Raw genomic sequence first — 13,626 nt, forward strand, 5'->3', positions numbered from 1 at the left:
AATGTGGTGCTGAGATTAACCGAAAATGCGCAACTGCGTCGGCGGCCTCCCAAAAAGCGCCGCGCCGCCCGCCTGCGCCCGGGGGACAGGGCACAGGCGGCGCTCAGGAATCGCTTGATATTTTAGCAAACTGGACGCTCAACGGCGCGTTGCGCGGTCAAGCGGGTGAGAAGGTGTGGAAAATATGTCAGCCGTGGCGGGCGCCACTCACGCGCTCGATATCGGCCAGGTCGCGCCAGCTTTGCGACTGGTTGAAACCGGCGTTGCTCAGCAACTGGCGCACCGAAGCGGCCTGGTCGTAGCCATGTTCCATCAGCAGCCAGGCCTTGGGCGCCAGGTGGCGCGCGGCGCCGGCGACGATGGTGCGCAGCGCCGACAGGCCGTCGGCATGGTCGGTCAGGGCGCCGGACGGCTCGAAACGCAAATCGCCTTCGGCCAGGTGGCGGTCGCCGCTGGCGATATACGGCGGATTGGAAACGATCAAATCGAATTTTTCCGTGCCCAGCGCGCTGAACCAGTCGCTGGCCATGAAGGTGATATTGACGCCGTTGGCGCTGGCGTTGCGGCGCGCCACGGCCAGCGCCGCGCTGCTGACGTCCAGCGCCGTGACCACTGCGTCGGGCCGGGTATGGGCCAGGGCGACGGCGATGGCGCCGCTGCCGGTGCCCATGTCGAGCACGCGCCCGCCCGGCGGCAAGCGGTCCAGCGCCAGTTCCACCAGCACTTCGGTATCGGGGCGCGGTATCAGCACGGCGTCGCTGACGGCAAACGGCAGGCCGAAAAATTCGCGCTGGCCGACGATATAGGCCACCGGTTCACCGCGCAAACGGCGTTCCATCAAGTTCGACAGGCGCTGCGCCTCATCGCCGGTCAGCACGCGTTCGGACTGCGTGATCAGGCCCACGCGCGACAGGCCCAGCGCATGGCTGAGCAGGATGCGGTTATCGACGGCGTCGAGTAGCGGACGCTGCTGCAGGGCGCCGACGGTGCTGCCGGCGGGAATCAATGTTTCAGACATGGTGCTTTCGTTTATTTTTTGCGGCGCAGCAAGGTCCACAACAGGCCGAGCGCGAAGATGGCGAACCAGACAAACGCCCATTGCGGAATCGACAGGCCCATAAAGGCCTCGCCCGCATTTTCGCAGGCGCCGTACGATTCAAACATGAAAGGCATGGTTTGCGCCGTGAAAATCTTGTTCAGCACCGTTTCCACCGGATCGATGCCGCAGGAATAGCCCGGATTGGCCAGCACATACAGATGCTTGCCAGCCACGCCCAGGCCACCCAGCGAGGCCAGCAAGCCGATGGTGGCGCCGATCGCCGGTGTTTTCGAAGCCGCGCCGATCAGGCAGCCAATCGCAATCGCGATGAACAGATAGCGCTGGATCACGCACAGCGGGCAGGGCGCCATGTTCATCACATGCTGCAGATACATGGCCACGCCCAGCATGGCGAAGCACAGGGCGGCGATAATCAGTAAGACGGTGCGGGAGTTTTTCATGGGCGACACGGTAAGGTGGATCGGATTTTCAGCCATGCATTTTCGCACAGGCGGAAAATGTTGCTGCTTAACCTATACTTAAACTTGTCGGCTTAGGCGCTGCGCGCCAAGCCGACCTACAGAGATGCAGCGTAGGTCGGATTAGCGGAGCGTAATCCGACACCACCACCAGCATCAATTCAATCCCCCAGCGCCGCCAGCAATTCCGCCTGGTGTTCCGCCGCCAGTGCATTGGTCAGCTCCGTCAAATCCCCATCCATGATGAAATCGAGCTTGTACAAGGTCAGGTTGATGCGGTGGTCGGTCATGCGCCCTTGCGGGAAATTATAGGTACGGATGCGCTCGCTGCGGTCGCCCGAGCCGATCAGGCTCTTGCGGGTGGCCGCCTCTTTCGACTGCTGTTCGCGCAGCTGCACGTCCTTGATGCGCGCCGCCAGCACCTTCATGGCCTGCGCCTTGTTCTTGTGCTGGCTGCGGTCGTCCTGGCATTCGACCACGATACCGGTCGGCAAGTGGGTAATCCGCACGGCCGAGTCGGTCTTGTTGATGTGCTGGCCGCCGGCGCCCGAGGCGCGGTAGGTATCGATGCGCAGGTCGGCCGGGTTGATATTGACGTCTTCCACCTCGTCCGCTTCCGGCATCACGGCCACGGTGCAGGCCGAAGTGTGGATGCGGCCCTGCGTTTCGGTGGCCGGCACGCGCTGCACGCGGTGGCCGCCCGATTCGAATTTCAGCTTGGAATACGCGCCATTGCCGACCAGGCGCACGATCACTTCGCGGTAGCCGCCCAGGTCGGAATCGGAGGCCGATACCAGTTCCACCTGCCAGCGGTTGCGCTCGGCAAAGCGCGTGTACATGCGCAGCAGGTCGCCGGCGAACAGGGCCGACTCGTCGCCGCCGGTGCCGGCGCGAATTTCCAGGAAAATATTGCGCTCGTCATTCGCGTCCTTGGGCAGCAGCATGGTCTGCAGTTCGCGTTCCAGCTGCGTCATGGTGGTTTTCGCCGACTCGATTTCATCCTGGGCAAATTCCTTCATGTCGGGGTCGGCCAGCATTTCCTGCGCCGTGACGATGTCATTGCCCGCTTCCTGGTAGGAATGGTACAGCGCCACCAGCGGACCGAGTTCCGCATGCTCGCGCGTCATCTTGCGATAGCTGTCCATATTCGAGGTGGCGTCCTGGTGCATCAACAGTTCGTCGAGTTCAACCAGGCGGTTCGCCAGTTGATCGAGCTTGGACAGCATGGATGGTTTCATAGCAATTCGGGATAAAAGTGAACGGGGAGGGCGCACGTGGGCGCGCCTGGAAAGCCGGGCCGGCAGACGGCCAGCGCTCTGCGCTAACGGCGTGGACGGAACAGTTTCGGCAGCAGGGTGGCCAGTTGCTTGCGCTCGTCGCCTTGCGCGCGGTGCAGGGCCTGTTGCGGGCCGTGCATGAACTTGGCCGTCAGGCCTTTCGACAGCGCTTCGAGCACGGCGTCGATATCGGCGCCCTTGGCCAGCATCTTGCGCGCGCGTTCGACTTCCATCTGGCGCAGGGTTTCGCTGCTTTCATGCAGATCCTGGATCACCGGCACCATGGCGCGGTCGTCGACCCAGGTCATGAACGATTGCACGCGCGTCTCGATGATGGCTTCGGCCTGCGCCACGGCCGCCTGGCGGCTTTCCAGGCCCGTCTGCACCACCTTGCCCAGGTCGTCGACCGTGTACAGGAACACGTCGTTCAGGCGGCCGACTTCCGTTTCGATATCGCGCGGCACGGCCAGGTCGACCATGAACATCGGCTTGTGGCGGCGCGCCTTGATGGCGCGCTCGACCAGGCCCAGGCCCAGCAGCGGTAACGATGAGGCCGTGCACGAGATGACGATGTCGAACTGGTGCAGCTTTTCCGGCAGGTCGGCCAGGCGGATCGCCTTGCCGTTGAAACGGTGGGCCAGCGCCTCGCCCCGTTCCATGGTGCGGTTGGCGATCGTGATGCTGTTCGGATTCTGCGCCGCAAAGTGCGTGGCGCACAGCTCGATCATTTCGCCGGCGCCGATGAACAGCACATTCTGCTCGGCGATCTTGTCGAAGATGCGCTGCGACAGGCGCACGGCGGCGGCCGCCATCGACACGCTGTGGGCGCCGATCTCGGTGGTGCTGCGCACTTCCTTGGCGACCGAAAAACTGCGCTGGAACAACTGGTGCAGATACGTGCCCAGGCCGCCCACTTCATCGGCCGTGCGGATCGCGTCCTTGATCTGGCCCAGGATCTGTGTTTCGCCGAGCACCATCGAATCGAGCCCGGAGGCGACGCGGAAGGTGTGGCGCACGGCGTCGTGCTGCGGCAGCATGTACAGGTGGGGACGCAGCTCGCTGTAGCTGAGCTTGTGATAGTCGGCCAGGAAATGCGCGCCGGCGTCGAGCGGATTCGGCACCCGGCTGGCCGCATACAGCTCGGTGCGGTTGCAGGTCGACAAAATTGCCGCTTCATCATTGTCACGCAAGTCGATGCGCTGGAACCAGGTGCGCGCCGCGACCACGGCCTGACCCAGATGCTCAGGCGAAAACGCCAGCTGTTCGCGGAGCGACACTGGTGCGGTGGTGTGATTGAGGCCGACGGCTAACAGTTGCATGTGAGGGCAGTGGGATGACTTATGCCGACATTATAGCGCTTTGTGCCCGCCGATTGAGCAGGCCCGCCACGGCTCAGGCATTTGCCGGCTGGGCGTTCAGCTTTTCCAGGCGGTAACCATAGCTGTAGACGGGCACCAGCCGGTAGCCGTGCTCGGGTTTCAGCTGCAGCTTGTTGCGCACGCGCGAAACGTGGGTATCCATGGTGCGCGACGGCAGGGCCGTTTCGCGTTGCCACACGGCTTCATGGATGTAGGCGCGCGACAAAGGCCGGCCCAGGTTGCGGAAAAACAGCAGCGCCAGGGCAAATTCCTTGTGCGTCACGTCGAGCGGTTCGCCATCCATCAGCAGCCGGCCGGCGCGCGTTTCAAAGGTGTAATTGCCAAATTGCAATTGCTCGGCACTATTTTGCGTGGGATAGGCCAGCCGCAGCAGGGCCTGGGCCCGCAGCGCCAGTTCGCTGCGCCGCAGCGGTTTTATCAGGTAGTCGTCGGCGCCCGCCTTGATGCCGGCGACGATATCGTCTTCGCCCGAGCTGTTGGTCATAAACAACACCGGCGCCTTGGGCGCCAGTTTTTCGCGTGCACGGCGCAATACTTCGGCGCCATCGAGGTCGCTGACCTGCCAGTCGAGGATCAGCATGTCGCAGCTGTCCTTGCGCAGTTGCCCCAGCATGTCCTTGGCGCTCTGGAATTCATGGCAAGCATGTCCTGCCGCAGTGAGCACCTGGCAGATCAGTTCTGCCTGGCTATGGTCGCTATCGAGTACGGCAATTCGCATATTTGGCTGGAATGTGTAACAACAAACAGACGGGCAGCGCTGCTTATCGTAATGTTAAGGAATGCTCTCATGAAATATAACAGAGATTGCAACTGTGTCCAGTGAAATCGAAAGGGCGCCCCTTTCCGCTACACTTGGGCTTGCCTTTACCGCGTGGAGAAACCGTATGCCAGACAATACCGTCACCGATTGGAATCTGATCCCGGGCAGCCTGGCCGAAATCGAGCAGGCGCGCGAGCGCTGCCGCCGCCTGGTGGGCCGCCGCGCCCTGATGTCGGCCGGCACCTCGGCCATTCCGATCCCGGGCATCGACCTGATGTCGGACGTTGGCCTCTTGTCGATGCTGATCAACGATATCAACCATGAATTCGGCCTGACGCCGGAGCAGATCGAAAAACTGAACCCGCAGTTCAAGCTGATGGCCTATCGCGTGGCGATCGGCATGGGTGGCATGCTGGTAGGGAAATTGGTGACGCGCGAACTGATCATCCACCTGCTCAAGCGCAGCGGCGTCAAATTGGCCAGCAAGCAGGTAGCCCGCTTCGTGCCGTTCGCCGGCCAGGCCGTGGCGGCCGCGCTCGGCTACGCCGTGTTCCGCCAGATCGGCAACCAGCACGTCAACGCCTGCGCCGCGGTGGCGCAGGAGCTGATTGCGGTACGGCCGAGCTGAGGGCCGGGGAAGAGGTCAGGCGTCCGGCAGCACCACGTTCACGTCCAGCACTTCCAGGTTGCCCTGGCGGTCGAGCGAGATCTTGATGTCTTCGGCGTTGACCTTGGTGTACTTGGAGATAACCTCGATCAATTCCTTGTGCAGGGCGGGCAGGAAGTCGGGGCCGTCGCGGCCGCTGCGTTCGCGCGCGATGATGATCTGCAGGCGTTCCTTGGCCGCGCTGGCCGTTTTCGGTTTGGGGGGGAACAGGAAAGAAAGCAAGGCCATGTCACTTCGTCCCAAAAATGCGCTGGAGCAAACCAGGCTTTTCATAATTGGTGAAGCGCAACGGCACTTCTTCGCCGAGGAAGCGCGAGACCACGTCTTCGTAGGCTTGCGCCACGTCGGTGCCCTTGAAATGGATGGCCGGGTTGCCCTGGTTCGAGGCGGCCAGTACCTGTTCCGATTCCGGAATGATGCCCACCAGCGGGATGCGCAGGATTTCCTGCACGTCCTGGTAGGACAGCATTTCTTCCGATTCCACCCGTTTCGGCGCGTAGCGGGTAATCAAGAGGTGCTCCTTGACCGGCTCGGCGCCGGTCTGCGCGCGGCGCGACTTGGCTTGCAGGATGCCCAGGATGCGGTCCGAATCGCGTACCGACGATACTTCCGGATTGGTGACGATGATGGCTTCGTCGGCGAAGGTGAGCGCCATCAGCGCGCCATGTTCGATGCCGGCCGGCGAATCGCAGATGATGAATTCAAAGCCCATGTTGATCAGGTCGTTCAACACGCGTTCCACGCCTTCCTCGGTCAGCGCGTCCTTGTCGCGCGTTTGCGAGGCGGGCAGGATGAACAGGTTGTCGCAGTGCTTGTCCTTGATCAGCGCCTGGTTCAGGGTCGCTTCTTTATTGATCACATTGATCAGGTCATAGACCACGCGGCGTTCGCAACCCATGATCAGGTCGAGATTGCGCAGGCCCACGTCGAAGTCGAGCACGGCTGTCTTGTGGCCGCGCAGGGCCAGGCCAGTGGAAAAACTGGCGCTGGAGGTGGTTTTACCGACACCGCCCTTGCCGGACGTCACAACAATAATTCTTGCCACAAATAATCCTTTTCAGATATCTCTCGGAGTGGTCCAGCTCAAGAGCGGTTGACGGGGGGAACCGGTTTGACAGAGTGTATCTCGATTCTGTCGCCAGCCAAGCGAATTTGCGCCGGCCCGCCCTTCATCTCCGGCGTAAAGCCATCCTCGAAGGTACGGTACACGCCGGCGATCGACACCAGTTCCGGCTCCATCGCCAGCGCGAAGATGCGCGCCTGCGGATTGCCCGAGGCGCCGGCCAGCGCGCGCCCGTACAGCGAGGAATACACATGGATGCTGCCGTCGGCGATGATCTCGGCGCCATTGTTGACGACCGCCGTGATGATCAGGTCGCAGCCGCGCGCATAGATGCGCTGGCCTGCGCGCACCGGCGTGTCGATCACCATCACCTGCGCTTCGGCGCCGGATTCGGCGGCCAGGGTCGGACCGTCCTTGGCCGGCGCATCGTCGCGCGTCTTGCCACTGTCCAGGCTCAGGCCCTGCGCCAGGATGGCGTCATGCATCTCCGGCGCGGCATTGCGCACGGCAACGGCGTTCAGCCGGTATTTTTTCAGCAAGGCCACCAGCGCGGCCCAGTCGACGGGGGTGTCGCCGGGCGCCAGGTCCGCCACATCGAGCACCGCCAGGTCGTCCTCGAAAAAGTCGGCCACGCCGCCCGTCATGTCGTGCAGGGCCGCATCGAGCGCCTGCGTATCGGCGCCATGCACGATGGCCGAGACGGCAACGACAGTGGAAATCTTGATTTCAATCGGCTTCTGCGGCAGGCTTTTGGACATAAACGTTGTTCAGAGTGAAACTGCGGAAGGCCCGGTGACCGATAGGCGCACATGGAAAGCAGTAAATTTCTTGCATTCTACTGCAAAAAAATCGCCGTCAGGGGCCGCACGGATGCTATTCCGTAGAGCAACATGTGCTTGATGTCAAAAAATAAGGGCGGCGCCCGGAAAACCTGTGGCGTCGCCCTGAAAACAGCCGTGCATGCGGTCTGAAGCCTGCCTTGGCGCTTATGCCGCCGCTGGCGCGCCGGGCGTATGTCGTGCTGTCGCCTGGGCTTGAGGCTGAAATGCGAAACGCGCGCGTGACCCGGCCACCGTCATGGCGGCTGGGCGCTGCACGTCGCCGTAGAGGACGGGTGGCTTGACGCAGCGCGAACCGTACGATTGCGCCCAGCCGTAACGGGTAGACAAGAAGCCGTCGAGCTGCCCGCCAAAGTATTTGGCTATGTCGTTGCGCTCGGCCTCGCCATGCACCGGCTCGTCCAGTCGCGGCGATTGCAGGGGCTCGCTGGCGCATGGCCGGCCAGCGCATCTTTCAAGATCGCCAGTTCCGCCAGTTTTTCGGTGGCAAATGCCAGCCATGATGTGATCTCGGGTACCAGATCCGTTTCTTGCGCCAAGCTAAATGGCGTATGCAGCAGGGAGCACGAAGCTGCCAGCCACAGCTTGCCGCGGCGCTTCTCGAGCAGTGGCTGCAGCACTTCGATGGCGGCATCGAGATCGGTGCGCCAGATATTGCGGCCGTCGACGATGCCGATCGACAGCACTTTATGGACCGGCAGCCAGTCGGCGATGCTGATCAGCTCATGCGGTGCGCGGATGCCGTCCACGTGCAGGCCGGCCACCGGCAGGCGGCAGGCCAGGCTCAGGTTTTCCTGCAGCGGTGAAAAATAGGTCGCCAGTAAGATATTCACGCCGACCTGGTTCAGCTGCCAGTAGCTGCGTTCAAACGCGTTGCGCCAGGCGTTCGGCAAGGCCAGGCCCAGGATCGGTTCGTCGACCTGCACCCAGGCCACACCTTGCTGCTTCAAACGGTCGAGCAGGGCGCCATAGACGGGCAGCAATTGTTCCAGCAGGGCCAGGCGGTCGAAGCCGGTGGTGTGTTCCTTGCCCAGCCACAGAAAGGTCAACGGGCCGATCAGCGCCGCTTTCACCGGGTAGCCCAGGGCTTGCGCTTCGGCCACTTCGTCAAACAGGCGGTCGCATGCCAGCGAGAATTGCGTCATTGATGAAAATTCCGGCACCAGGTAGTGATAATCGGTATCGAACCATGTGCTTGTTTCCAGCGCGTCATTGTTCGCGCCGTGCGCCATCTGAAAATAGCGCGACAGTGGCGACTGTTGCTGGTCGAACGCGAAGCGGGCCGGCGCGCAGCCCAGCAGTTGTATATGGTTGGCGACCTGGTCATGAAAGGCGAAGTCGCCCACGGTAACGTAGTCGAGACCGGCTTCGCGCTGCAAGGCCCAGTGGCGTGCGCGCAGTTGCTTGCCGGTGTCTTCCAGCGCGGCCTCCGACACCTCGCTACGCCCATGGCCTTCGAGCGCACATGTCAGTTCGCGGTCAAAGCCGAGACGGGGAAAACCGAGGATATGGGAGTGGATCGTCATGATGTCATCGAGATTTAATGTTGATAGGCTAGAGTGTGCGGCAATCTGATTTATAATAAAAACGAAACCTTTTGACGATTAACATGAAAAATATTCACCATAACAAGGGCCCATGCTGGAAATCCGCCATCTGCGCACCCTGAGCGCCTTGCGCTCGTCCGGCAGCCTGGTGCGCGCCGCGCAATTGCTGAACCTGACCCAGTCGGCGCTGTCGCACCAGATCCGCCTGCTGGAGGATCGCTACCAGGCGCCCCTGTTCGAGCGCAAGTCGATGCCGATCGCGTTTACGGCCACCGGCAGCCGCCTCTTGGCCCTGGCCGACAAGCTGCTGCCCGAGATCGACCTGGCCGAGCGCGACGTGGCGCGCCTATCGCAGGGCGATAGCGGCCAGTTGCGCGTGGCGCTCGAATGCCATACCTGTTTCGACTGGCTGATGCCGGTGATGGATGCGTTTCGCCAGCGCTGGCCGGAAGTGGAAATCGACCTGGTGTCGGGTTTTCACAGCGAACCGGCCGAGCTGTTGCGCTCGGGCGAGGCCGACCTGGTGATCGGCTCGCCGTACGGCCCCGATTTCACCGTGTTCCCGTTGTTCCGCTTTGAAATACTGGTGGTGATGGCGCAAAAGCACCGCTTGCAGGCGCAGCGCCGGCTGGCGCCCGACGATTTCAGCGGTGAAACGTTGATCACCTACCCGGTGCCGGAAGAACGCATCGACCTGATCCGTGAAGTGCTGCGCCCGAACGGCATCGCTTTCGAGCGCCGCACGGCCGAGCTGACGGTAGCGGTGCTGCAACTGGTGGCCAGCCGGCGCGGCATTGCCGCTCTGCCGAACTGGGCCATCAAGAACTACGTCGATTACGATTATGTGGTGGCGCGGCCGGTGGGCGAGCATGGCCTGTGGAGCGACCTGTTTGTGTCCGTGCCGCCCGCGCTGGAGGACAAGGCCTATGTCCGCGATTTTGTCAGCGTGATACGTGAACAGTGTGCGGCTTCGCTGGACGGTATCAAGTTGCTGTCCTGACGATCGTTCACTTGGAAACAATCCAACAGAGAGCTTGAGCCAGATCAAGGGATTGCAAGGCGGCGCCGCTTAAAGTTGAGCACTGTGCGGCGCAACATGCACCGCTGTCATTTGAGGAGGTATGCAATGTTTTCATTTTCCGAACAGCTGTCCCAAGCCGGCAAGGCCATCTACGCCGCTCAGGTGAGCAGCGCCCAGGCCCTGGCCGAAGCGGCGTTTCAAGGCGGTGCCAGGCTGATCGACCTGCAGCTCGATGCCGCCCGCTCGTCGCTCGCTGCCAGCACGGTAGCGGCGCAGCAATTGTTGTCGGCACGCGATCCGAAAACGCTGTTGGAATTGTCGCGCACGCAGTCGCAACTGGCCATGGAACGCATCGGTTCCTATGGGCGCCAGGCAAAGGACGTTGCCCAAGAAAACCAGGAAAATTTCACGGCTGTGACAAAGGGTGAGTTTGCTGCATCGCGTCAAAAATTCGGTGAACTGTTGCAGGTCGTGAAGGAGACACCGTTCCCTCTGATAAACCCGTTCAATAATTTTCTAAAAAGCCCTTTCGGCGCTGCCGATGAAGGGTATGATAAAAACACGCGTCCTGATCATTGACAGGAACCGCGCGGCCCGGCAGCGGCTATCCGCCGCGCCAGGCCGCCCGCCATCACCGCCAGGCCGGCCGCCATCATTGCCGGCCACGCCAGTGGTGCGACTGAAGCAAAAACGCATGTAGTGATGCAGCTGGTTGCGTCTTCCCGGATTCATCAACACCTTGGCCGTCATGGCCAGCATATCGGAGAAATAAATGGATGATGTCGTAATCGTGGCCGCCGGCCGTACCGCAGTGGGCAAATTCGGTGGCAGCCTGGCCAAGATTCCTGCGTCCGAACTGGGCGCACATGTAATCAAGGGCTTGCTGGCGCAAACCGGCATCGACCCGAACCTGATCAGCGAAGCGATCCTGGGCCAGGTACTGACGGCCGGCGTCGGCCAGAATGCCGCGCGCCAGGCCGTCATCAAGGCCGGCCTGCCGAGCGCCATTCCCGCCTTCACCATCAACAAGGTGTGCGGCAGCGGCCTGAAAGCCACCCACCTGGCGGCGCAGGCGATCAAGTGCGGCGACGCCAACATCATCATCGCCGGCGGCCAGGAAAACATGAGCGCCTCGCCCCACGTGATGAACGGTTCGCGCGACGGTTTCCGCATGGGTGACTTCAAGATGACCGACACCATGATCGTCGATGGCCTGTGGGACGTCTACAACCAGTACCACATGGGCATCACGGCGGAAAACGTCGCCAAGAAATACGAAGTGTCGCGCGCCGAGCAGGATGAATTCGCGCTGCAGTCGCAACTGAAGGCCGAAGCGGCGCAAAAAGCGGGCAAGTTCAAGGATGAAATCCTGCCGCTGGAAATTGCCAACAAAAAAGGCACGGTCGTGTTCGACAGCGACGAATACATCAAGCCGGGCTCGACCCTGGAATCGCTGGCCGGCCTGCGCCCCGCGTTTTCCAAGGAAGGCAGCGTCACCGCCGGTAACGCCTCGGGCCTGAACGACGGCGCCGCCGCCGTCATCATGATGTCGGCCGCGCAAGCGAAGGAACTGGGGCTGAAACCGCTGGCACGCATCAAGGCCTACGCCTCGTCGGGCCTGGACCCGGCCGTGATGGGCATGGGTCCCGTCTCGGCTTCGCGCCTGTGCCTGAAAAAAGCCGGCTGGACGCATGAAGAGCTGGACCTGATGGAAATCAACGAAGCGTTTGCCGCGCAGGCGATCGCCGTCAACAAGGAAATGGGCTGGGATACCAGCAAGATCAACGTGAATGGCGGCGCGATCGCCATCGGCCACCCGATCGGCGCCTCGGGCGCGCGCATCCTGGTCACTTTGATTCACGAAATGATACGCCGCGACGCGAAAAAAGGCCTGGCCGCCTTGTGCATCGGCGGCGGCATGGGTGTCGCTTTGGCGATTGAGCGCGATTAATTTTCGGCGCATCAGCTCCGGCAGGCGGCGCCTGCCGGTATAACGACAAAATTCAAATAGCAGCACGACACTGAGGGGATGAAAATGGCAAGAGTTGCATTAGTAACCGGCGGCATGGGTGGTCTGGGCGAAGCGGTGTGCTTCAAGTTGGCGGCGCTGGGCTATCGCGTGGTGACCACGTATTCTCCGGGCAACACCAAGGTCGATGAATGGCTGGCGACCACCAAGGACCAGGGCTATGACTTCAAGGCCTACCCTTGCGACGTGGCGGACTACGATTCGGCCGCCGCTTGCGTGGCGGCGGTGGAAAAGGAAATCGGCCCGGTCGACGTGCTGGTCAATAACGCCGGCATCACGCGCGACATGACTTTCAAGAAGATGGACAAGCCGAACTGGGACGCCGTGATGGGCACCAATCTCGACTCCGTTTTCAACATGACCAAACCGGTTTGCGACGGCATGGTCGAACGCGGCTGGGGCCGCATCATCAATATCTCGTCCGTGAACGGCCAGAAGGGCGCCTTCGGCCAGACCAACTATTCGGCCGCCAAGGCCGGCATGCATGGTTTCACCAAGTCGCTGGCGCTGGAAGTGGCGCGCAAGAACGTCACCGTCAACACCATTTCGCCAGGCTATATCGGCACCAAGATGGTGATGGCGATTCCACAGGAAGTGCTGGACAGCAAAATCATCCCGCAAATCCCGATGGCGCGCCTGGGCAAGCCCGAAGAAGTGGCCGGCCTGGTGGCCTACCTGGCCTCCGATGAGGCAGCCTTTGTCACGGGCGCCAATATTTCGATCAACGGCGGCCAGCACATGTCGTAAGCAGTACGCTACACCATCAAAAAAGGCAGCCTCGGCTGCCTTTTTTGTTGTGCGGTCAGCCCAGCACCAGCCGCCCCGCCAGCAGCATGAACACGGTCGGCAGCACGAACTTGCCGTAGGGCGAAGGCTTGCCGCGCAGGCGCTGCGCCAGGCGCGCGGCCAATACGGCGTAGACGGCGTCGAACAACAGGCCGACCAGCACCAGGGCGGCGCCCAGGCGCAGGTATTGCAGGCCCATGCTGTCGCCATTGATGACGACGAATTGCGGCAGGAACATGCTACAAAACAGCAGCGCCTTGGGATTGAGCAAATTGGTCAGGAAGCCGCGCACGAAACTGGCGCGCGCGCTGTGCGTGGTGGCGGGCGCTACCGTCTCCTCTGCGTCGCGCCTGGACAGCGCCGCCTGCAGCAGCCGCGCCGCCAGGTAGAACAGATAGGCGGCGCCGGCCCATTTGACCCACCGCAACGCTTCCGGATGCGTGACCATCAGCGCCGCCAGGCCGGCGCCGGACAGGGCCACGTGCATGGCGCGCGCGCCGGCGATGCCCAGCGCCGTCACCAGGGCCGTGGCCACGCCGCGCGCCGCGCCGGTCGCCAGCACCAGCGCCATGTCGGGCCCGGGCAATAAAAACGCGCCGGCCAGTGCCAGCAGGTACATCAAAAAGGTAGAATCGGACATGGTGGCGGCAGGCAATCAGGTGAACAGGGAAGTGGCAACGGCAGCGGTGTGCGCACGGCCTCATTATGTTCTTGCCCAATTGAAATGTGCTTGCTATTGC

General features: G+C 62.1%; 14 protein-coding genes and 1 pseudogene. 5 read left to right on the forward strand and 10 right to left on the reverse strand.

Annotation, left to right across the window (positions count from 1 at the left end; all coding sequences use genetic code 11):
- Nucleotides 1–187 precede the first annotated feature (187 nt).
- The 5 genes from prmC to Q8L25_RS02070 all read right to left on the reverse strand — a co-directional run bounded on the left by prmC (nt 188) and on the right by Q8L25_RS02070 (nt 4,892).
- Nucleotides 188–1,018: a peptide chain release factor N(5)-glutamine methyltransferase gene (gene prmC / locus Q8L25_RS02050; protein WP_308923332.1), complete on the reverse strand. Its 831-nt coding sequence runs from the start codon at nt 1,016–1,018 to the stop codon at nt 188–190.
- Between the two features lie 11 nt (nt 1,019–1,029).
- The gene (locus Q8L25_RS02055) at nt 1,030–1,500 is read right to left on the reverse strand and encodes a disulfide bond formation protein B (RefSeq protein ID WP_308923333.1); all 471 of its coding nucleotides are present in this window, start codon (nt 1,498–1,500) and stop codon (nt 1,030–1,032) included.
- A gap of 179 nt (nt 1,501–1,679) precedes the next feature.
- Nucleotides 1,680–2,756: a peptide chain release factor 1 gene (gene prfA / locus Q8L25_RS02060; RefSeq protein ID WP_308923334.1), complete on the reverse strand. Its 1,077-nt coding sequence runs from the start codon at nt 2,754–2,756 to the stop codon at nt 1,680–1,682.
- A gap of 83 nt (nt 2,757–2,839) precedes the next feature.
- Nucleotides 2,840–4,114, reverse strand: a complete 1,275-nt coding sequence (hemA, locus tag Q8L25_RS02065) for a glutamyl-tRNA reductase (RefSeq protein ID WP_308923335.1) — start codon at nt 4,112–4,114, stop codon at nt 2,840–2,842.
- A gap of 73 nt (nt 4,115–4,187) precedes the next feature.
- Nucleotides 4,188–4,892 carry a response regulator transcription factor gene (locus Q8L25_RS02070; RefSeq protein WP_308923336.1) on the reverse strand — a complete coding sequence of 235 codons (705 nt, stop codon included), beginning with the start codon at nt 4,890–4,892 and terminating at the stop codon, nt 4,188–4,190.
- A 166-nt stretch (nt 4,893–5,058) separates the two neighbouring features.
- On the opposite strand from Q8L25_RS02070, the gene Q8L25_RS02075 reads away from it, so the two are divergent.
- Nucleotides 5,059–5,562, forward strand: coding sequence for a hypothetical protein (locus Q8L25_RS02075; RefSeq protein ID WP_308923337.1), 504 nt, complete (start codon nt 5,059–5,061; stop codon nt 5,560–5,562).
- Between the two features lie 15 nt (nt 5,563–5,577).
- Here Q8L25_RS02075 and minE read toward each other — a convergent pair whose 3' ends face one another.
- The 4 genes and pseudogenes from minE to Q8L25_RS02095 all read right to left on the reverse strand — a co-directional run.
- Nucleotides 5,578–5,829, reverse strand: coding sequence for a cell division topological specificity factor MinE (gene minE, locus Q8L25_RS02080; protein WP_065307788.1), 252 nt, complete (start codon nt 5,827–5,829; stop codon nt 5,578–5,580).
- Nucleotide 5,830: 1 nt separating this feature from the next.
- Nucleotides 5,831–6,646: a septum site-determining protein MinD gene (minD, locus tag Q8L25_RS02085; protein ID WP_308923338.1), complete on the reverse strand. Its 816-nt coding sequence runs from the start codon at nt 6,644–6,646 to the stop codon at nt 5,831–5,833.
- Nucleotides 6,647–6,684: 38 nt separating this feature from the next.
- Entirely contained in the window at nt 6,685–7,422 is a 738-nt protein-coding gene (gene minC, locus Q8L25_RS02090) for a septum site-determining protein MinC (RefSeq protein WP_308923339.1), read from the reverse strand.
- Between the two features lie 312 nt (nt 7,423–7,734).
- Nucleotides 7,735–9,029, reverse strand: a pseudogene (locus tag Q8L25_RS02095) (hypothetical protein); the annotation flags it as partial.
- 112 nt (nt 9,030–9,141) lie between these two features.
- Here Q8L25_RS02095 and Q8L25_RS02100 point away from each other — a divergent pair.
- The 4 genes from Q8L25_RS02100 (at nt 9,142) to phbB (ending at nt 12,847) form a co-directional block, all read left to right on the forward strand.
- A complete protein-coding gene (locus tag Q8L25_RS02100) occupies nt 9,142–10,050 on the forward strand; it encodes a LysR family transcriptional regulator (protein ID WP_308923340.1) in 909 nt (302 codons plus the stop codon).
- Between the two features lie 126 nt (nt 10,051–10,176).
- Nucleotides 10,177–10,650: a phasin family protein gene (locus Q8L25_RS02105; RefSeq protein WP_308923341.1), complete on the forward strand. Its 474-nt coding sequence runs from the start codon at nt 10,177–10,179 to the stop codon at nt 10,648–10,650.
- Between the two features lie 193 nt (nt 10,651–10,843).
- Nucleotides 10,844–12,022, forward strand: a complete 1,179-nt coding sequence (locus Q8L25_RS02110) for an acetyl-CoA C-acetyltransferase (protein WP_308923342.1) — start codon at nt 10,844–10,846, stop codon at nt 12,020–12,022.
- 84 nt (nt 12,023–12,106) lie between these two features.
- Nucleotides 12,107–12,847, forward strand: coding sequence for an acetoacetyl-CoA reductase (gene phbB, locus Q8L25_RS02115; protein ID WP_308923343.1), 741 nt, complete (start codon nt 12,107–12,109; stop codon nt 12,845–12,847).
- A gap of 55 nt (nt 12,848–12,902) precedes the next feature.
- On the opposite strand, the gene Q8L25_RS02120 is transcribed toward phbB, so the two are convergent.
- A complete protein-coding gene (locus Q8L25_RS02120) occupies nt 12,903–13,526 on the reverse strand; it encodes a LysE family translocator (protein WP_308923344.1) in 624 nt (207 codons plus the stop codon).
- Nucleotides 13,527–13,626 lie beyond the last annotated feature (100 nt).

Source organism: Janthinobacterium sp. J1-1 (assembly GCF_030944405.1).
In the GTDB taxonomy this organism is placed as follows: Bacteria; Pseudomonadota; Gammaproteobacteria; order Burkholderiales; family Burkholderiaceae_D; genus Janthinobacterium.

Coding starts and splice junctions, on each gene's coding strand:
- prmC (WP_308923332.1), bottom strand. CDS start 1,018: ATGTCTGAAACATTGATTCCCGCCGGCAGCACCGTCGGCGCCCTGCAG.
- Q8L25_RS02055 (WP_308923333.1), bottom strand. CDS start 1,500: ATGAAAAACTCCCGCACCGTCTTACTGATTATCGCCGCCCTGTGCTTC.
- prfA (WP_308923334.1), bottom strand. CDS start 2,756: ATGAAACCATCCATGCTGTCCAAGCTCGATCAACTGGCGAACCGCCTG.
- hemA (WP_308923335.1), bottom strand. CDS start 4,114: ATGCAACTGTTAGCCGTCGGCCTCAATCACACCACCGCACCAGTGTCG.
- Q8L25_RS02070 (WP_308923336.1), bottom strand. CDS start 4,892: ATGCGAATTGCCGTACTCGATAGCGACCATAGCCAGGCAGAACTGATC.
- Q8L25_RS02075 (WP_308923337.1), top strand. CDS start 5,059: ATGCCAGACAATACCGTCACCGATTGGAATCTGATCCCGGGCAGCCTG.
- minE (WP_065307788.1), bottom strand. CDS start 5,829: ATGGCCTTGCTTTCTTTCCTGTTCCCCCCCAAACCGAAAACGGCCAGC.
- minC (WP_308923339.1), bottom strand. CDS start 7,422: ATGTCCAAAAGCCTGCCGCAGAAGCCGATTGAAATCAAGATTTCCACT.
- Q8L25_RS02100 (WP_308923340.1), top strand. CDS start 9,142: ATGCTGGAAATCCGCCATCTGCGCACCCTGAGCGCCTTGCGCTCGTCC.
- Q8L25_RS02105 (WP_308923341.1), top strand. CDS start 10,177: ATGTTTTCATTTTCCGAACAGCTGTCCCAAGCCGGCAAGGCCATCTAC.
- Q8L25_RS02110 (WP_308923342.1), top strand. CDS start 10,844: ATGGATGATGTCGTAATCGTGGCCGCCGGCCGTACCGCAGTGGGCAAA.
- phbB (WP_308923343.1), top strand. CDS start 12,107: ATGGCAAGAGTTGCATTAGTAACCGGCGGCATGGGTGGTCTGGGCGAA.
- Q8L25_RS02120 (WP_308923344.1), bottom strand. CDS start 13,526: ATGTCCGATTCTACCTTTTTGATGTACCTGCTGGCACTGGCCGGCGCG.